The 18,859-nt window shown below is 32.9% G+C and carries 19 protein-coding genes, 8 tRNA genes and 1 riboswitch; of the genes, 21 read left to right on the forward strand and 6 right to left on the reverse strand.

Annotation, left to right across the window (positions count from 1 at the left end; translation table 11 throughout):
- Positions 1-120: 120 nt before the first annotated feature.
- A complete protein-coding gene (gene ecsA, locus NSR03_RS03560; RefSeq protein WP_002507255.1) occupies positions 121-858 on the forward strand; it encodes an ABC transporter ATP-binding protein EcsA in 738 nt (245 codons plus the stop codon).
- Positions 855-2,078, forward strand: a complete 1,224-nt coding sequence (gene ecsB / locus NSR03_RS03565; protein ID WP_002507256.1) for an ABC transporter permease EcsB — start codon at positions 855-857, stop codon at positions 2,076-2,078. The genes ecsA and ecsB overlap by 4 nt, the downstream gene beginning before the upstream one ends.
- Positions 2,079-2,161: 83 nt before the next feature.
- Here the strand turns inward: ecsB and NSR03_RS03570 are convergent, their stop codons facing one another.
- Positions 2,162-2,665: a signal transduction protein TRAP gene (locus tag NSR03_RS03570; protein ID WP_002507257.1), complete on the reverse strand. Its 504-nt coding sequence runs from the start codon at positions 2,663-2,665 to the stop codon at positions 2,162-2,164.
- A gap of 260 nt (positions 2,666-2,925) precedes the next feature.
- Here NSR03_RS03570 and hemE point away from each other — a divergent pair, with 260 nt between their 5' ends.
- From hemE to NSR03_RS03635, 13 genes are all read left to right on the forward strand, one after another.
- Positions 2,926-3,960 (forward strand): uroporphyrinogen decarboxylase, encoded by a 1,035-nt coding sequence (gene hemE, locus NSR03_RS03575; protein ID WP_002507258.1) that lies wholly within the window; start codon positions 2,926-2,928, stop codon positions 3,958-3,960.
- 84 nt (positions 3,961-4,044) lie between these two features.
- A complete protein-coding gene (gene hemH / locus NSR03_RS03580; protein ID WP_002507259.1) occupies positions 4,045-4,968 on the forward strand; it encodes a ferrochelatase in 924 nt (307 codons plus the stop codon).
- Between the two features lie 17 nt (positions 4,969-4,985).
- Positions 4,986-6,380 (forward strand): protoporphyrinogen oxidase, encoded by a 1,395-nt coding sequence (gene hemY, locus NSR03_RS03585; protein ID WP_002507260.1) that lies wholly within the window; start codon positions 4,986-4,988, stop codon positions 6,378-6,380.
- 191 nt (positions 6,381-6,571) lie between these two features.
- Positions 6,572-7,129, forward strand: a complete 558-nt coding sequence (locus tag NSR03_RS03590) for an RBBP9/YdeN family alpha/beta hydrolase (protein WP_002507261.1) — start codon at positions 6,572-6,574, stop codon at positions 7,127-7,129.
- Between the two features lie 375 nt (positions 7,130-7,504).
- A tRNA-Met gene (locus tag NSR03_RS03595) sits at positions 7,505-7,576 on the forward strand.
- Between the two features lie 11 nt (positions 7,577-7,587).
- Positions 7,588-7,663 (forward strand) — tRNA-Asp (locus NSR03_RS03600).
- Between the two features lie 10 nt (positions 7,664-7,673).
- Positions 7,674-7,746: transfer RNA gene (locus NSR03_RS03605), tRNA-Phe, on the forward strand.
- Positions 7,747-7,764: 18 nt separating this feature from the next.
- Positions 7,765-7,840 (forward strand) — tRNA-His (locus tag NSR03_RS03610).
- 14 nt (positions 7,841-7,854) lie between these two features.
- Positions 7,855-7,928, forward strand: a tRNA-Gly gene (locus tag NSR03_RS03615).
- A 10-nt stretch (positions 7,929-7,938) separates the two neighbouring features.
- A tRNA-Asn gene (locus tag NSR03_RS03620) sits at positions 7,939-8,013 on the forward strand.
- A gap of 3 nt (positions 8,014-8,016) precedes the next feature.
- Positions 8,017-8,088 (forward strand) — tRNA-Glu (locus NSR03_RS03625).
- 45 nt (positions 8,089-8,133) lie between these two features.
- Positions 8,134-8,222: transfer RNA gene (locus NSR03_RS03630), tRNA-Ser, on the forward strand.
- Positions 8,223-8,671: 449 nt separating this feature from the next.
- Positions 8,672-9,112, forward strand: coding sequence for a carboxymuconolactone decarboxylase family protein (locus NSR03_RS03635; RefSeq protein ID WP_002507262.1), 441 nt, complete (start codon positions 8,672-8,674; stop codon positions 9,110-9,112).
- Positions 9,113-9,189: 77 nt separating this feature from the next.
- On the opposite strand, the gene NSR03_RS03640 is transcribed toward NSR03_RS03635, so the two are convergent.
- Positions 9,190-9,753, reverse strand: a complete 564-nt coding sequence (locus NSR03_RS03640) for a PepSY domain-containing protein (protein WP_002507263.1) — start codon at positions 9,751-9,753, stop codon at positions 9,190-9,192.
- Positions 9,754-9,994: 241 nt separating this feature from the next.
- Here NSR03_RS03640 and NSR03_RS03645 point away from each other — a divergent pair, with 241 nt between their 5' ends.
- Positions 9,995-10,120: a hypothetical protein gene (locus tag NSR03_RS03645; protein WP_002507264.1), complete on the forward strand. Its 126-nt coding sequence runs from the start codon at positions 9,995-9,997 to the stop codon at positions 10,118-10,120.
- On the opposite strand, the gene NSR03_RS03650 is transcribed toward NSR03_RS03645, so the two are convergent.
- Positions 10,117-10,389, reverse strand: a complete 273-nt coding sequence (locus NSR03_RS03650) for a hypothetical protein (protein ID WP_002507265.1) — start codon at positions 10,387-10,389, stop codon at positions 10,117-10,119. The genes NSR03_RS03645 and NSR03_RS03650 overlap by 4 nt on opposite strands.
- A gap of 8 nt (positions 10,390-10,397) precedes the next feature.
- The gene (locus tag NSR03_RS03655) at positions 10,398-11,399 is read right to left on the reverse strand and encodes a glycosyltransferase family 2 protein (RefSeq protein WP_002507266.1); all 1,002 of its coding nucleotides are present in this window, start codon (positions 11,397-11,399) and stop codon (positions 10,398-10,400) included.
- A gap of 274 nt (positions 11,400-11,673) precedes the next feature.
- On the opposite strand from NSR03_RS03655, the gene menE reads away from it, so the two are divergent.
- On the forward strand, positions 11,674-13,062 hold the full coding sequence (gene menE, locus NSR03_RS03660; protein ID WP_069820867.1) for an o-succinylbenzoate--CoA ligase: 1,389 nt from the start codon (positions 11,674-11,676) through the stop codon (positions 13,060-13,062).
- Positions 13,063-13,075: 13 nt separating this feature from the next.
- Positions 13,076-14,080, forward strand: coding sequence for an o-succinylbenzoate synthase (gene menC, locus NSR03_RS03665; RefSeq protein ID WP_069820866.1), 1,005 nt, complete (start codon positions 13,076-13,078; stop codon positions 14,078-14,080).
- Here menC and yidD read toward each other — a convergent pair.
- On the reverse strand, positions 14,077-14,313 hold the full coding sequence (yidD, locus tag NSR03_RS03670; protein WP_069820865.1) for a membrane protein insertion efficiency factor YidD: 237 nt from the start codon (positions 14,311-14,313) through the stop codon (positions 14,077-14,079). The two genes, menC and yidD, sit on opposite strands and share 4 nt — an antisense overlap.
- A 62-nt stretch (positions 14,314-14,375) precedes the next feature.
- On the opposite strand from yidD, the gene ytkD reads away from it, so the two are divergent.
- On the forward strand, positions 14,376-14,852 hold the full coding sequence (gene ytkD / locus NSR03_RS03675; protein WP_002507270.1) for an RNA deprotection pyrophosphohydrolase: 477 nt from the start codon (positions 14,376-14,378) through the stop codon (positions 14,850-14,852).
- Entirely contained in the window at positions 14,836-15,630 is a 795-nt protein-coding gene (locus NSR03_RS03680) for an alpha/beta hydrolase family protein (RefSeq protein ID WP_021339025.1), read from the forward strand. The genes ytkD and NSR03_RS03680 overlap by 17 nt, the downstream gene beginning before the upstream one ends.
- A gap of 53 nt (positions 15,631-15,683) precedes the next feature.
- Here NSR03_RS03680 and pckA read toward each other — a convergent pair whose 3' ends face one another.
- Positions 15,684-17,273: a phosphoenolpyruvate carboxykinase (ATP) gene (gene pckA, locus NSR03_RS03685; protein ID WP_021339026.1), complete on the reverse strand. Its 1,590-nt coding sequence runs from the start codon at positions 17,271-17,273 to the stop codon at positions 15,684-15,686.
- Positions 17,274-17,439: 166 nt separating this feature from the next.
- Positions 17,440-17,552: riboswitch (SAM riboswitch) on the forward strand.
- A gap of 109 nt (positions 17,553-17,661) precedes the next feature.
- Between pckA and metK the strand changes: the two genes are divergently transcribed.
- Entirely contained in the window at positions 17,662-18,858 is a 1,197-nt protein-coding gene (gene metK / locus NSR03_RS03690; protein WP_002507273.1) for a methionine adenosyltransferase, read from the forward strand.
- Position 18,859 lies beyond the last annotated feature (1 nt).

The raw sequence follows: 18,859 nt of genomic DNA on the forward strand, positions 1-18,859 counted from the left end.
CACTCCTTGTAAGATTGTTACTGACTATTATAGCATTAGTATATTATTTCCGTCATTTTTCGCAGTAAATTTATGCCTATAGACTGATTTTTGATACAATATAATTTGTGGAGGTGCCATATGACAGTAAAAATAGAACATTTAACAGGCGGTTATGGTAAACGACCTGTAATTAAAAATATAAATTTCGAATTAACCCAAGGTGAAATTGTTGGGCTTATTGGATTAAACGGAGCAGGTAAAAGTACGACAATTAAGCACATGCTTGGTTTGCTGACGCCTATGGAAGGTGAAATGACAATTTCTAATATAAATATAAAGCAAGATGTTGAAACTTATAGAAGGAAATTATCTTATATTCCAGAGGCTCCGGTTATTTATGAAGAATTAACATTGCAAGAACATATCTACATGACAGCTATGGCTTATAATATTAGCAAAGAAGCTGCAATGGAAAAGGCACAACCTTTATTAAAAACATTTCGCTTAGAAGATAAATTGAATATATTTCCAAGCCATTTTTCTAAAGGTATGAAGCAAAAAGTGATGATTATCTGTGCTTTTATTGTAGATCCAGAATTATACATTATTGATGAACCATTTCTAGGATTAGATCCTTTAGGCATTCAATCCATGTTAGATTTAATGGTTGAGAAAAAAGACGAAGGTCGTACGGTATTAATGAGTACACATATTTTAGCGACTGCAGAAAGATACTGCGATAGATTCTTAATTATGGACGAAGGGCAAATTGTAGCATTCGGAAACTTAGATGAACTAAGAGCACAAACAGGTTTAGAAGGTAAAACGCTAGATGAAATATATATCCATGTCACACAAGGTGGCCAACAAACATGAACCAAAATGCGAAACAATTATTTAGTACAAGAAAACAAGAGATAAGCAAAGAAAAACAATACTATAATAAATTCATATTTAATGGTCATTTCTCTGTATTTCTTGTAATTATGTTTGGTGCCTTTCTAGTAGGCTATGGTGATTGGTTACAATCTACACCAAAGCATTTTAATTACGCTTTGGTTGCTAGTATCGTCGTAGCATTAACATCAATGTTTCCAATTAGAACGTTGCTTAAAGATGCAGATAGACTTTTTCTATTACCATTTGAAAAACACATGTCGGAATATATGAAACATAGTTTAATATATAGTTACTTTTCTCGAATAGGGATACAAGTAGTAATACTAATTGTGTTATTCCCATTGTTTTTTGTGATTAATAATCAAACTTTTGGTTTTTATATTTTGTTTGCTGTATTAGCACTCATTTTTCCATTATTAGGGCTATTACTAAAATGGCAATGGTATAAATACCGATTAGAACGTTGGTCTCTTTATGTATTACTCTTTATTATTTTCACATCTGGATATTACTTAGCATTAGAGCCGAAACAACTATCAAGTATTACTTCTGTTTTTATCCTAATCGGCATAACAATGTTGATCCGTTATCAAAATAAGACACATTTATATCCTTGGGAAAAAATGATTAAATCAGAACATCAACATCATATGAATTATTATAAATTCGTTAATATGTTTACGGATGTAAAACATCTAAAAGAAACAGCGGTAAGAAGAAGTTATCTAGATCCATTGCTAATTACGCCTAAGCGTAAAAGGTTTAATTCAAATTATATGTATCTTTATTTATTTATAAGAAGTTTTGTGCGCGGTAAAGATGCTTTTAACATCATTTTAAGATTAGTAATTCTTGCGCTTGTTTTAATGTTTTGGTTAGAACAACCCATTATCATGTTAATTATTGGTAGCTTGTTTATGTACATTATCTTATTACAAATGGCACAATTTTATACACAACAAGCTTATGGTTTGTGGCCACAAGTATGGCCGGTTACTGAATCAAAAGTAATAAAAGGATATGAACAATTCTTATATAGATTAATGTTAATTGTAGGAGCGTTATTTATTATCGTTTATGCTTTTGTATTTCCACTCTATAGTTACTTTGGTTTGTTATTCTTCCTTGTAGGTTGGCTAACAATAATAAATGTCATTAAAAAACTTAAATATCAAGAAACATTGTTAAGAGATTAAAAAAAGTCGTTTCTCGGTGCGATAGATAGTTTATCCATCGCATAAGAAACGACTTTTTATTTTAAAAATTGTAATTTTCAATATTAATTATCATCAATCGGGAATAAATGTCTTTCGAAATAACTCGAATGTTGACGACTTGAGCCGAAGAACTGGCTTAATGCCAGCTTATCAAAGTTGTCTTTGAATAAAGACGAAGCTCTAAAATCTTCATAAGCATTTCTACTTTCGAAGCCAAAGTAAATCTTATATGTTAAACCTTGTTCCGGTTTTAAGAAACGATAACTTCTATAACCAGCAAATTGATTGAAATCAGTAGAAAAGCCTTCCAATTTTTTCTCTAATTGATAAGCATGATCTTCTGAAGTTGGAATAAATATTACTGAATAAAAGTTGTTCTCATCTAAATCGCCGTCAGACTTTAGAACTTCATAAACTAAAGGTTGTTTTAAAACGGATTGATTATCTGTTTCTTCTATGATTACTGAAGAGTCAGAAGCTGAAAATTGTAATAAGTTATGACTAGGGTTATTTAGTCTGATTTGATTCAAATAACCAAACGTACCATAAGATGCATAAATTTTCATAAGATTTCCCCCTTGCTTTGTTTAAGAAAGTGCATATAACTATTATACTGTACTATAGATATATCTATGTTATCAAATAAATATAACAATAGTCTTTGATAACATTATAATAGATTTCTAAAAGAAAACAATAGTCAAATGATTAAGATAACAAAAGTAGACTGTTTGTCTTTTTTATGACATTTTAACACAATGAAATACGGCGTATATAACAGTATGGTATTATAAATAAGAATGATTATAATGTAGGAGGATTCAAGGTGCATAATAAAAATAATACAATCCTAGATATGATAAATGGTGAGGCGGTAAACCACACACCAGTATGGTTTATGCGTCAAGCTGGTAGGTCACAGCCTGAATATAGAAAATTGAAAGAAAAGTATTCTTTATTTGAAATTACACATCAACCAGAGTTATGTGCTTATGTGACACATTTACCAGTTGATAATTATAATACAGATGCAGCGGTGCTGTATAAAGATATTATGACACCACTTCAGCCGATTGGTGTAGATGTGGAGATAAAATCTGGTATCGGTCCAGTAATTCACAATCCTATAAAAAATATACACGACGTTGAAAAGTTAGGGAAGATTGATCCTAAGCGTGATGTGCCTTATGTTTTAGATACAATAAAAATATTGACTGAAGAAAAATTAAATGTGCCATTAATTGGTTTTACAGGAGCACCATTTACATTAGCAAGTTATATGATTGAAGGTGGACCTTCAAAGAATTATAATTTTACTAAGGCGATGATGTATAGTGACGAAGAAACTTGGTTTGCACTTATGGATCATTTAGTAGACATGTCCATCACGTATACATCTGCTCAAGTTGAAGCTGGAGCAGAGATAATTCAAGTGTTTGATTCTTGGGCTGGGGCGTTAAATGTAAAAGATTATCGTTATTATATTAAACCAGCGATGGAGAAACTTATTAATGGTATAAAAGCGAAGCATGATGTACCTGTAATATTATTTGGTGTAGGTGCGAGTCATTTAGCACATGAGTGGAATTCATTACCAATCGATGTATTAGGTTTAGATTGGAGACTTTCTATCAAAGAAGCTGGAGATCTGCATATCACTAGAACCTTACAGGGCAATTTAGACCCATCATTGTTATTAGCACCATGGGACGTTATTGAAGAAAGATTAAAACCAATATTAGATCAAGGAATGGAACATGGACAGCACATTTTCAATCTTGGACATGGCGTCTTTCCTGAAGTTAAACCTGAGACACTTAAACGTATAACGACATTCGTTCATGATTATACGAAGAGATAGTAGACATAAACACACGTCACCAAGAGTAACAATTTATTATGTCATATACATCTAAAATTTATTATACAAAAGGATGATTTAAAAATGACAAAAACAATAGGCTTATTAGTTATGGCATATGGCACGCCATATCAAGAAAGTGATATTGAGGCTTACTACACAGATATTAGACATGGCAAAAAACCTACAGAAGCAGAATTACAAGATTTAAAAGATAGATACAAACATATCGGTGGGTTATCACCATTAGCTAATACAACAAATCGTCAAGCTGAAACACTTTGTGATGCACTAAACGAAGCATACAGTGATGTTGAATTTAAATTATACGTTGGTTTGAAACACATACACCCGTTTATAGAAGATGCGGTTAAATCAATGCATGAAGAAGGTATAGAAGAAGCTGTTACAGTAGTGTTGGCTCCACATTATTCTAGTTTCTCAGTAGGTTCATATAATACAAGGGCTCAAAAAGAAGCGGATAAATATGGCATTACATTTAAACATGTAGAGCACTATTATCAACAACCTAAATTCATTCAATATTGGACAGAAAAAGTGAATGAATCATTATCGGAAATTCCACAAGAAGAACATGATGAAACTGTATTAGTTGTATCAGCGCATAGTTTACCGAAAGGACTTATTGAGCAGAATAATGACCCTTACCCAAATGAATTACATCATACAGCACAATTATTAGAAGAACATTCTAATATTATCCATGTAGCTGAAGGATGGCAATCTGAGGGTAACACTGGTACACCGTGGTTAGGACCTGATGTTCAAGACTTAACTAGAGCATTATATAATGAACATGGCTATAAAAATTTCATTTACACTCCTGTTGGTTTTGTATGTGAACATTTAGAAGTGTTATATGACAATGATTATGAATGTAAAGTAGTCTGCGACGAATTAGGCGTTAACTATTTCCGTCCGTCAATGCCTAATACGGACCCTTTGTTTATTGGAGCAATCGTTGATGAAATCAAAAATGTTTATTAAAGGAAGCGTGAACTGTTTTGACTAAAAGTATTGCGATTATTGGTGCTGGTATTACAGGTTTATCAAGTGCATATTTTATTAAAAAACAACGACCTGATATTGATGTCACTATATATGAAGCGTCTAATAGAACTGGTGGTAAAATTCAAACATATAGAACTGAAGGATACACTATCGAACTTGGGCCAGAATCTTATTTAGGACGCAAACAGATAATGACAGATATTGCTAAAGAGGTTGGTTTAGAAAGTGACCTTATTACAAACCAAACAGGGCAGTCTTATATATATGCTAAAAATAAATTATTCCCCATCCCAGGTGGGTCAATTTTAGGTGTACCAACTGATGTTAAGCCCTTTTTAAAAACAAAACTAATTTCTCCTACAGGTAAATTAATAGCTGGGTTAGATTTATTTAAGAAATCGATAGAAATAGAACATGATATTTCAGTCGGATCATTTTTCCGCCAGCGCCTAGGAGATGAAGTGTTAGAAAACTTAATAGAGCCTCTAATGGGTGGCATTTACGGTACGAATATAGATGACTTGAGTTTAATGAGTACTTTTCCAGAATTCAAGCAAAGAGAAGAACAATTTGGTAGTTTAATTAAAGGTATGCGATATGAAAAAGTACAGCGACAGAAACAACGTCAACTATATCCAGGAGCGCCAAAAGGCCAATTCAAGCAATTCAGACATGGCCTGAGTTCATTTATAGAGGCTTTAACTAAATATGTATTAGATCTAGGTGTCCAAATAGAGTTTAATACGCCTATTCAAGATATTATCGTTGCTCAAAAATCTTATGAAATCGTTACGGCAGAATCGAAAATAGGATATGATGGTGTCTTGGTTACTACGCCACATCAAACATTTATGCAATGGTTTGGCAATGATCCTTCCTTTGACTATTTCAATACTATGGATTCTACGACTGTTGCAACAGTCGTATTAGCTTTTGATGAGCAAAATATTGAAAACACATATGACGGTACAGGATTTGTCATTGCGCGTACAAGTAAGACGAGTATCACTGCTTGTACTTGGACAAGTAAAAAATGGCCATTTACAACACCAGAAGGTAAAGTACTTATTCGTGCATACGTAGGTAAACCTAATGACACGGTCGTGAACGATCACACAGACGACGAAATAGTGAATATTGTTAAAAATGATTTGAGTCAAATGATGACATTTAAAGGTGCGCCAGATTTCAGCATCGTGAATAGATTACCTAAAAGCATGCCGCAATATCATGTAGGTCATATAGATCGTATTAAAGAAATACAAGCTCATATTAGAACAAGTTATCCAAGGCTACGTATTACTGGCGCCTCATTTGAAGCAGTAGGGTTACCTGACTGTATTCAACAAGGCAAAAATGCTGTAGAAGAATTAATAGCTGAACTATAATAAAACTTTGAAGAGTCGTTTTTCGATATAATAAGTCGTTATATCGAAGTAACGGCTTATTTTTATATTTTTAATTGTTGGAAAATTTAATATTTATAACAATTGTGAGATACTTAATATATAGCGTAGTAGAATCGGATACGGTAGCAAAATAACAATGATTTATGAGCTATTGTACAGGAGGAATATTTATGACAGATATTGTAATTGTACATTCCAAAATTGGAGATGCTACAAACCATTGGTATCAATGGTTAGCTAATAATCTTATTTTAGAAGGTTACAATGTAACATTATTTGATTTACCAGTAGAAGAAAATGATAATCTTGAGCAGTGGGTGGAAAGAATGAAAGACCAAATCACTGTTGATAAATATGAAACATATTTTATAACACATGGTTTTGGTACTTTAGCATCATTAAAGTACATAGAAGAAACGAATATAAATCATATAGAAGGTCTGTTTAGTGTTGCAGGCTTCATGGATGACGCGGAAGAAATAGATGCATATATTGATCCTGAAACGAAAGCAATCGACTATGAGATTGTTAAAAATAAAGTAGATCAATTCTATGGTTTGTGTTCTAAAAATGATAAATATGTATCTTACTTAGAAACTAAAAGATTAATGGATACATTAAATGGTGTGTGTAAAGTAACAGAGAATGGTGGCCATTTTATGGAAGATGACGGCTTTACCACATTCACAATTTTACACGGAAAAATGCAAGGTATCATGAGTAAGTAATTTAGTATTTAACATTAAAGAACATTATTTAATTAGTTATTGTTCTTTAATGTACAATATTTATTGTAATGACATCATAACAAATGTAGTATTTAAGCGTGAAAACAATAGAATTTTGTATAAATAAGGAACTAAAGATAAAATATTATTATTATATTCCTTTTTTACACAAAATAGTTTTTAAAAGTTATTGACTAAAGCGTTAGGAATTTATATACTAAGTAAGTATTGATTGATAGGGGATGTACAAACATCAATTATCGCATTAAAGTTTTAATTCCTGATTAAGCCAATGTAAATTACTTTTAAAAAGTTGTTGACATTAAGTAAAGATTCATGGTATATTAATTGGGTAGGCGTCATTAATAATATTACCGCGGGATGGAGCAGCGGTAGCTCGTCGGGCTCATAACCCGAAGGTCGGTGGTTCAAATCCGCCTCCCGCAATTTTTATTTTAGGTCTCGTAGTGTAGCGGTTAACACGCCTGCCTGTCACGCAGGAGATCGCGGGTTCGATTCCCGTCGAGACCGCCATTATCATTATGGTTCAGTAGCTCAGTTGGTAGAGCAATGGATTGAAGCTCCATGTGTCGGCAGTTCGACTCTGTCCTGAACCATTTTTTAATATTGCTTTGGCGGTTGTGGTGAAGTGGTTAACACATCGGATTGTGGTTCCGACACGCGTGGGTTCGATCCCCATCATCCGCCCCATAATGATTAATTAAGCGGGTGTAGTTTAATGGGAAAACCTCAGCCTTCCAAGCTGATGTTGTGGGTTCGATTCCCATCACCCGCTCCATTTAAATTATTCCACAGTAGCTCAGTGGTAGAGCTATCGGCTGTTAACCGATCGGTCGTAGGTTCGAGTCCTACCTGTGGAGCCATATGGCCCCGTGGTCAAGCGGTTAAGACACCGCCCTTTCACGGCGGTAACACGGGTTCGAGTCCCGTCGGGGTCATACAAACAGAAGTGAAATATCGCTTCTGTTTTTTTATATTATATTGGAGAGTTGTCCGAGTTGGCCGAAGGAGCACGCCTGGAAAGTGTGTAGACGTCACAAGCGTCTCGAGGGTTCGAATCCCTCACTCTCTGCTATTTACATAAGTTGAACTTTTTTGAAACACCGTAAACCTGATATAATAGGGTTTCGGTGTTTTTACTTTCAATAGACTACTATAAAAATTGTAATCCCCATAATTAATATTAAAAAATATGTTGTCAAACTATAACTTTCATTAAATTAAATAAGGATTTACTTTTATCAGAAATTATTATATTATTGTTGTGGACACCCTAGGGTGTTGTCAGATAGAGTGGGTCTAACGTACACCTTAGGGTGTGGGTTCAGACAAACTCTCAGACGTAACCATCTCTTCGGAGATGGTTATTTTTTTGTTACATTCAAGTCTTTTACAATCTGAAATATGTGAAATAGTAATACAAAATGAGGTTATACAAGAAGAGTGTAAACAAACAAATTGTGATTCTTAACCTTAGAAATTATACTGAATTAGAATAATCATGATTATGGGGGTTCATTTTTGGAAAATAGAATAGATTATTATGAAATTGCTGGAGAAGAAATGGCATTAATAATGGATTTGGAAAAACAATTAAAGAAAACATCTATTAATAGAAAGTTAAGAGAGTTGATTAAGATACGTGTCTCTCAAATAAATGGTTGTGCTTTTTGTATTGGTATGCATACTGCAGATGCTAGAAAAATGAAAGTATCAGAAGAAGAAATCTATTTATTAAATGCATGGCATGAAACAAATATATATTCTGATAAAGAGAAACTGGCTTTTGAACTTACAGAAGCAGTAACGAATATTACTGTAAATGGTGTTTCAGAGGAACTATTTAACGAAGTTCGTAAACTGTATACAGAAGAGGAGTACACAGACTTAATATTAATCATTAATCAAATCAATATGTGGAATAGATTGTCTATTTCTATGGGGAACAAACACATCATATAAGTCATAACTTTATAGAAATCATAAATAAAGGAGGATCAATAACTTCATATTGATCCTCCTTTATTATTTAGTGAATTTTAATCGTCTTGTTCATTATTTAGTACATCACCACTTTTAGCATCGATTGTGATTTCGTGCTTAGTGCTGTCATCTTTTAGGTCTAAATCGTAAACGAGTTTGCCATCATCTTCAGATAGGGACCATTCTTTGATGTCGCCATCAAATTCTTCTTGTCCTTTTTTAATAGCTTCTTTATAGTCGATGGCATCATTATATTTAAATGTTTCATTTTCATTTTCTGAATCTTCATTTTCAGTTTCCTTATTTAAAACCTCTTTGTTTTTATCAGAAATGATAACTTCTGATTCTTCACCATTTTTTTGTTGCTCTATTTTATAAGCCCATTCACCATTACTCTTTTCATAAGTAATGCCTTTTAAGTCTTGTCCACTATACTCATCTTGTGCTTTTTTAATAGCATCTTTGGGGCTTGTTTTGATTTTATCTAAAGCAATGACTTGTTTATCTGTATCTTTATTACTAGAATCCTCAGATTTAGTATCGCTCTCTGAATCTCCATTACCACATGCTGTAAGCAAAATACCTGACAGTGCTACCGCAGTCACCAATTTTAACTTCATTTTTAACACTCCTTGTAAATGATTCAATCATTAATCTATACCCAGTAATAATACTTTCAAACTATAATTTTAAAAAATAATTTTTTGAGAATTTTACTGTGATAAAATTTATATTTTTTAGTATTAATAATTAAAAATGATAAATTAAATAAGTTTTCATTTACAATATTCCGATTTTGAAAGGACATGTTTGTCTTGTTTTTTATAATATGATCAATTAGCATTGCCAATGTAAACTGAGATGTTAATCACAAACAATGATATCACTCAAGCAGTTAATAAGACTGTTAAAGCAATTCCAGTAATAGAATTTTATGAATCTATTCACTTATATGGTTCATTATCTTACCGCCTTAAAGAAATTTAAAATCTACAAGATACACGGAGAAGAGGGGTATTATTAAAATTAAAGTCTCCTTTTAAATCATGAATGTTTATATGGATTTTTAAATTGCTAATACTTGCTATTTTATACCCATTCATCATTAATATTGGTGTTTTATTTTTGTTCCATTTAACTGAAAATGTAATTTGCTCATAATTCGTGAATATCCATTCAATTTTTTCTTTGTTTAGTTTTAAATCTTCTTGCTTCAATGCTAAGTAATGTCTATTTTCATAATTAAAGTTTTCCAATTATATCTTTAACCACCTTTTAATATTTTATCTGCAGTCATCACAGCTAATAGGTTATTTTGACGTATAGCTTCCAATTTTAAATTAAATATAGGTGTTACATATGTATCTGCGGTTCTAGGAACTTCATTTATAGTTTTTGATAAATATTTAAGCCATTCTTTTTTCTCTTTGTAACTCATTTTACTAATTGAAAAATGCTTATTCTGTCCATGTCTCAATAGCCTTGTTGTATACTTCGCTGCAAGTTTGTCACGGAGTACTCGTTTTTTGTATACTTTACTGCAATATATTGCGTTATAGATATTGCTTATAGTAGAAAAATATTGTTTCGGTGTGCTTTTTTTAGTAGACAGATGATTTTTAGACGAGAAATCATTCACAACAATGTAGTATTCATAATCAGTTTTAATAGAATAATTTTTTGAATTCATAAGGAATTCTATAGTGAAAAGTTGATCCTCTGCAGTTTTAGCATTTGTTTTAAAACGAATTTTATTTTTATGTATAATATTACTTTTAAACATTTTTAAAACTGATAATGCATAAAACAAACTGTTTTCTATAATATCCGCTTTTGGCACATTACCATTCTCAAACACTGCTTTCGGAACACCTCTACCTTTTCCTTCCACACCATACTTACCAATAATTAAATCACTATTATTTTCTTTCCCATATATGTAAAGATCCTCTAACGCTCTTTCATGCAAGTAATCATCAGAATCTAAGAAGAAAATGTACTCTGAATTACTCATGCTTATGCCTTTGTTTCTTGGAGCACTTGCGCTTCCTGTATTTTTATTTAATCTTTTAAATTTTATTAAATGCTTATAATTAACCCAATATGATTTAATAGTTTCAACAGTTTCAATATCATTTGAATGATCATCTATAATTATTAATTCAAAATCTTTATGACTCATAGTTTGATTTAGAATTGAATCGATAGTACGAGAAATCATATTCCCGTTATTATATGTAGGCATGATCACACTAACCTTTTTCATAAGAAATCACTCCTTTAAACTAAAATAGCAAAGTTAAATAGGAGATGGAATAAGGTTCAGAAAAGTGTAAAAAATATAACTGCAAATGTAAAAAAATAGATGTATGAAAATTCAAAAGCGATTTGAAATAAAACAAACTTTAAAAAATAGAATGTGTGACTAAAAATTTAACTTATAAAACCTTTGCGTAGTCATAACATTAAAGTGAAGATTTGGACCATGTTAAATAATAATAAAAGCGTTATAATATAATATGAGATGGAGGAATGTAGGCGTGGAATTTTGGTTGAAAAAACAAGCAGAACTAAATGGTGAAAAGGTGTTTATAGATGACGGCACAAAGCAAATTTCATTTAATAAGACCTATCAATATGCTTCGAGATTAGCATATCAATTAAAACAGTTAGATAAGCCAAGAATTGGATTATATATCGATAATTCGATAGCATCTGTCATTTTAATTAATGCAGCGTGGCTAGCTGGTATTGAAATTGCTATGTTAAATACAAGACTGACTAAGAAGGAAATGCTTGCACAAATGGTATCAATTGAAGTTGATACTGTGATAGCACGAGAGCCAATACAATTAAAAGGTATTCATATAGTTAATTTTGAAAACTTATGGACTCATTTGGATGATAATCAATATGAAACATCATTTTCAATAGAACGTATTGCATCGATTATGTTTACATCAGGGACAACGGGAGCTCAAAAAGCTGTGCCACAGACATTTAGCAATCATTATGCAAGTGCAAGTGGTTGTAAGGAAAGCCTTGGGTTTGATCAGAATACGAAATGGCTATCCGTATTGCCTATCTATCATATTTCAGGATTAAGTGTAGTGTTAAGAGCATTAATTGAAGGCTTTACAGTTCGTATAGCATCTAAATTTAATTCTGCAGCTATGTTAAAGATTATAAAAGAAGAATTACCTACACATGTGTCACTCGTGCCCCAAACATTAAAATGGTTAATGGATGAAGGATTTGATCAACCTTATCAAGTTCAAAAGATATTACTTGGCGGCGCGAAACTCTCTAGTGCTCTGATTGATCAAGCACTTCAAAATAGACTGCCAATATATAATTCTTTCGGTATGACAGAAACGTGTTCACAGTTTTTAACTGCTTCACCAGAGATGTTAACACATCGTTATGATACAGTAGGTAAACCGAGTGCAAATGTTGATGTGAAAATTAAAGCCCCAAATTCACAAGGTCATGGTGAATTGTTAATCAAAGGTGATAATGTTATGCAAGGTTACCTATATCCTGAAAATAAGCAAGACATCTTTGAAGCAGGCTATTTTAATACTGGTGATATTGCAGAAATAGATGACGAAGGTTATGTCATGGTTTATGATCGCAGAAAAGATTTAATAATCAGTGGTGGAGAAAATATCTACCCTTATCAAATTGAGTCGGTTGCTAAGAATTATTTGGGCATAGAAGATGCAATGTGTGTCGGCGTAGAAGATGATACCTGGGGGGAAGTCCCATATTTATATTACGTTGCGAATATAACAATATCTGATGCGCAATTATTAGAGCATTTCAAACAAAATTTAGCAAAATATAAAATACCTAAGCAATTTGTACGCGTTGAATCATTACCTTATACATCAACAGGAAAGTTACAGAGAAACCGTTTGAAACTTTAAATTCGAGGTGGATATGAAATTACAAGCAGTGAAATTATACGAATATAATGCTAGTTTTAAACATGCTATTGTGACGCCGAAAATTAAATTGAGTTGTCGGAAGGTATTAATTATTGAATTAATTACTAATACGGGGCAACATTATTTTGGAGAATGTAATGCTTTTGAGACGGATTGGTACTCACCAGAAACGATAGAAGTTGTGCGCCACCAAACTGAGAAATGGATTAAACAATATCAGAATGAAACGTTTAATCATTTTGGAGAGGCACAAGCAACATTAGATAATTTGATGGCATTTCCAGCTACAAGAAGCATGCTGGTAATGGCTTTTTATCAAATGTTTTATGAAATGCATTCATTTAATGTTCCATATGGCGCAACAGTCAGTGGTTTGACTGAAGGGAATTTAAAGCAACTTGTAGATACCCAACCACAACGTGTTAAAATAAAATGGTCACAGCATATACTACAAAATATTGAAATGTTAAAACAATTAGACTTTCAACCGAATATCGCAATAGATGCGAATGAATCTATTCAAGAAAATGAGTCACACAAGTTAAAACAACTTGCTAATAAATCAATACTCTATATCGAAGAACCTTTTAAATCATTAGATAAATTAGAGGCTTTTACTAAATCTGAACTGCCACCAATCGCAATAGATGAAAAAGCATTATCTCAAGATGAAATTATGAAAATCATTGCTAATAATCCTATTAATGTAGTTGTGTTGAAACCTTTTAGATTAGGTGGAGTAGATAAAGTATTAGAAATCATTAACGTTTTAAAAGCAAAAGATATCAAAATCGTTATCGGTGGTATGTATGAATATGGATTAAGTAGATATTTCACCGCATTGTTAGCTCAATTTGCTGACTATCCAAGTGATATCACACCAGAAGGTTATTATTTTAAAAATGATATAGTAAATAATGCAGGCATATTAAAAGGAGGTTCAATATATTTTGAACCTCCTGAAGTTAATACAGCACAATTAAAGCGCGTTTATTAATCTTTATTCTTTTCTTTTTTCTTTAATGGTACTGGGTCAAAGCCACCCTTATGAAGTGGATGACATTTCGAAATTCTTTTAACACCTAACCAGGTACCCTTAAATGCACCATAGACTTGTATCGCTTCTCTCGTATATTCAGAGCAAGTAGGATAGAAACGACATGTAGCAGGTGTCATTGGCGAAATGAAACGTTGGTAAATACGTATAAGTCCTAGGAACAATGTTTTCATTATAATTTTGCCTCCAACAAATAACTTAGCATAGACAGTTTAACATAATTAAAGGGAGAAGGATGAACGTGAAGTTTAAAGATAGCGAAAATGATGATGTGTTTTTATCATATAAAAATGACGAAAATCATGCTGATGGTAACCATGTCCTGATTATACCTATATATCAAGGACAATTGCTGTTTACCAATCATAAAATAAGAGGTATAGAGTTTCCTGGTGGCAAAAAAGAATTAGGAGAATCCAGTGAAGTAGCAGCAGCTAGAGAATTGTTCGAGGAAACAGGTGCAACGATAAAAAAGTGTAATTATATTGCGCAATATCGTGTAGTAAGGCAAAATGGATTAAGCTTTACTAAAGATGTATTTATGGTTGTCGTTAAGGATGTAGAGCAACAACAAGACTATTTAGAAACAAATGGACCTTTATTTTATAATAATGTTTATGATATTCCAGAAGAACGCAAAAGCTACTTATTGAAAGATGCAGCAATTTTACAATGTTTAGAGAGAGTGATGGAGCTTGGATTTTATTCATAGAAAACGTATGCCAGTTGAATCATCAACACATTTTTTTGAAGAAGTCACATATCATGTGGATGCTTTAAAAGTGCGTGGTCTCTTAATGGCACCTATAGCTAATGTAGAAAGAATTGTTATTTATTTGCGAGGTGGAAAAGGGCAAGTAGGTATGGTACGTACAGGACGTTTAATGCAATTTGCAAACGATCATACATTAGTTTTCGGTCCTTATTATCGTGGGAATAATGGCAGTGAAGGTAAAGATGCATTTTACGGTGCGGATTTAAACGACGTTACTGTTGCTATTAAAATATTAAATTGTATGTATCCAAAAGCACATATTCATATGGTTGGATTTTCTAGAGGTGGTCTACAAGGGTTATTAACGTTTCAAGATTTACCGATATCTAGTTATATAATTTGGGGTGGAGTCTCTGATATATATTTAATGTATGAAGAACGTGTTGACTTAAGAGGAATGCTTAAACGTATGATTGGTCATCCTAAAAAGAACGCTGATGCGTATAGGCAACGAGATGCAGTTTCCCAAATTACTAAGGATAGCCCACCAATTTTAATAGTACACGGTGGAAAAGATTATCAAGTTGGTATTCATCAAGCATATTATTTAGCGGAAAAATTAGAGCGTATAGGTGCGACTTATCGTACGTTTTATCAAATGGAAGAAGGGCATATTCCTAGGCCGTTTGCATTAAAATCTACATTGTCGACCATCAAACAATGGATGACAGATGTTGAAGCCCAGCATATTAAACAAAATTATAATGAACAATAAAAAGCATGAACTACAAATTCTTTCGTAGTTCATGCTTTTTTTATTTATTTAACTTATTTGAAACCGCCATTGTTAGCTAAATCTTCTACTTCTGTACCGAATTTTTCAAAATTATGTTTAAAACGATTAATTAAATCTTGAGCTTGCTCTCTATATGCTTCTGGCTTACTCCAAGCATTAATAGGGTTTAATAATGTCTGAGGTACACCTTCAATTTCTAATGGGATATCTAATCCGAACATATCATCTTTAATATATTCTATTTCACTTAATTGTCCAGTAATAGCTTGGTTTACCATTTGTCTTGTATAGTTAAGGCTGATACGACGTCCGAGCCCATATTGGCCACCAGTCCAACCCGTGTTAACTAGATAAACGTCTACGTCATGTTCATCAATTAAATCTCCTAATAGGTCTGCATATACTTTTGCGTTGAGAGGTAAGAATGGTGAACCGAAACAAGTTGAGAATGATGGTTCTGGCTCTGTAACACCACGTTCTGTACCAGCTAATTTAGCTGTGAAGCCGCTTAGGAAATGGTACATTGCTTGATCTTTAGATAATTTAGAAATAGGTGGTAATACACCAAAAGCATCAGCAGTTAAGAAAATAATTGTATTCGGATGTGCTGCTTTAGAGGGTGTCACGATATTATCGATATGATCAATTGGATAAGCGGCTCTTGTATTTTCAGTGTAATAGTTATCATCGAAGTCTACATCACCATCTTCATCGACAACTACGTTTTCTAAAATAGTACCATATTTAATTGCGTCGTAAATTTGTGGTTCCTTTTTATATGAAAGGTTAATTGCTTTAGCATAACAGCCGCCTTCAATATTGAAAATGCCGTTTTCATTCCAACCATGCTCATCATCACCAATCAGTTTACGTGTTGGGTCAGCAGAAAGTGTTGTTTTACCTGTACCGGATAATCCGAAGAACAAAGCAACATCACCTTTATCGCCAACATTAGCTGAACAGTGCATGCTCATGATTTTATCTTTAGGGAGTAAGTAGTTCATTACTGAGAATATGCCTTTTTTCATTTCTCCAGCATATTCAGTGCCACCAATCAATATTACTTTATGTTTGAAAGAGGTAATTATAAATGTTTCGGAGTTTGTGCCGTCAACTTCAGGAACTGCTTTAAAAGAAGGTGCTGAAACAATAGTGAAATCAGATTTGATTTCGCTAGCTTCTTCTCTAGTACTTGGGCGAATGAACATATTTTGTGCGAATAAATTATGCCAAGCTAATTCATTAATCACTGTGAGTTTTAATTGTGAATCTTCATCACTACCTGCATAACCCTTAAATACATAAAGTTCATCTTTTTTGTTTAAATGGGCTAAAACTTTATCATACAAATTTAAGAAAGTTTCTTCTTCGATAGGTTGATTTATGTTACCCCAATCGATGTCATCTCTATAAGATGGTTCATTTACAATAAACTTATCTTTTGGAGAACGACCTGTGTATTTACCTGTTTTAGCGTTAATTGCTCCAAGTTCAGTCAATGCGCCTTCATCATTATTTAAAATTTTGTTATACAACTGTGTTGTAGATAATTGAAATAATGATGATGGTTTGTCCAATATACTTTCAATCTTGCTTGTGTATGTGTATGTATCTACCGCCATACTAATCCCTCCAACGCTATTTAGTTAATGTAAGCCTTTACAATTAAAGAGTATAACACATATGTATTATTAGTCCACATCATATTAAAAGGAAATTTAAATAAATAATAATAATTGTTAAATTGACAATATATCATAGATTAGGTACTATAGGACTTAACGGATTCTCTTATCCTGAGTGGCGGAGGGACATGGACCCAATGAAGCCCAGCAACCTCTTCTTAATACGAAGAAAGGTGCCAAACCGTTTGCAGACATATATCGTCTGAACGATAAGAGCGAATGGACGTATAAGGGCCTTCTCTCTATTTAATATAGTGATGAAGGCCCTTTTTAATGAGCTCAACAGAGAGAGAATTTTCGTAATTTAAAACTAAAGGAGCAAATTATGACATACAATAGAAGATTATTTACTTCAGAATCTGTAACAGAAGGGCACCCAGATAAAATAGCGGATCAAGTATCTGATGCAATATTAGATGAGATATTAAAAGACGATCCTAATGCAAGGGTAGCTTGTGAAACTACGGTAACTACTGGTATGGCGTTAATTTCAGGTGAAATATCTACAACAACTTATGTTGATATTCCAAAAGTAGTAAGGGAAACAATTAAAGAGATTGGTTACACACGTGCAAAATATGGGTATGACAGTCAAACTATGGCCGTATTAACAGCAATTGATGAGCAATCTCCTGACATCGCGCAAGGTGTTGACACAGCATTAGAGTATCGTAATGATGTTTCTGAAGAAGAAATTGAAGCAACTGGTGCTGGCGACCAAGGCTTAATGTTTGGTTATGCTACGAATGAAACGGATACGTATATGCCTTTACCAATCTTCTTATCACATCAACTCGCTAAGAAATTATCTGATGTGCGTAAAGATGAAATATTAAAATATTTACGCCCAGATGGGAAAGTACAAGTAACAGTTGAATATGATGAACAGGATAAACCACAACGTATAGACACTATCGTTGTTTCTACGCAACATGCAGAAGATACTGAATTGCAACAAATACAAGATGACATTAAAGCGCACGTCATTTATCCAACAGTGCCTGAAAATCTATTAGATGAAGACACTAAATTTTATATTAATCCTACTGGTCGTTTTGTGATTGGTGGTCCTCAAGGAGATGCTGGACTTACTGGTCGTAAAATTATTGTAGACACATATGGTGGTTATGCACGTCATGGCGGCGGTTGTTTCAGTGGTAAGGACCCAACAAAAGTTGACCGTTCTGCTGCCTATGCTGCACGTTATGTAGCTAAAAATATTGTAGCGGCTAAATTAGCAGACAAATGTGAAGTACAATTAGCATACGCAATTGGGGTTGCTGAACCAGTTTCAATTTCTATTGATACATTTGGAACAAGTAGTGTCAGTGAAAATGAATTAGTGGAAGCGGTACGTAAGCATTTTGACTTAAGACCTGCTGGCATTATTAAAATGTTAGATTTAAAACACCCAATCTATAAACAAACAGCTGCCTATGGCCACTTTGGCCGTACAGATATCTTATTGCCATGGGAAAAATTAGATAAAGTAAACTTATTAAAAGATTCTGTAGAAGTATAAT

Origin of the sequence: Staphylococcus sp. FSL W8-1207 (genome assembly GCF_038003745.1) — a bacterium.
GTDB classification, from domain to species: domain Bacteria; phylum Bacillota; class Bacilli; order Staphylococcales; family Staphylococcaceae; genus Staphylococcus; species Staphylococcus equorum.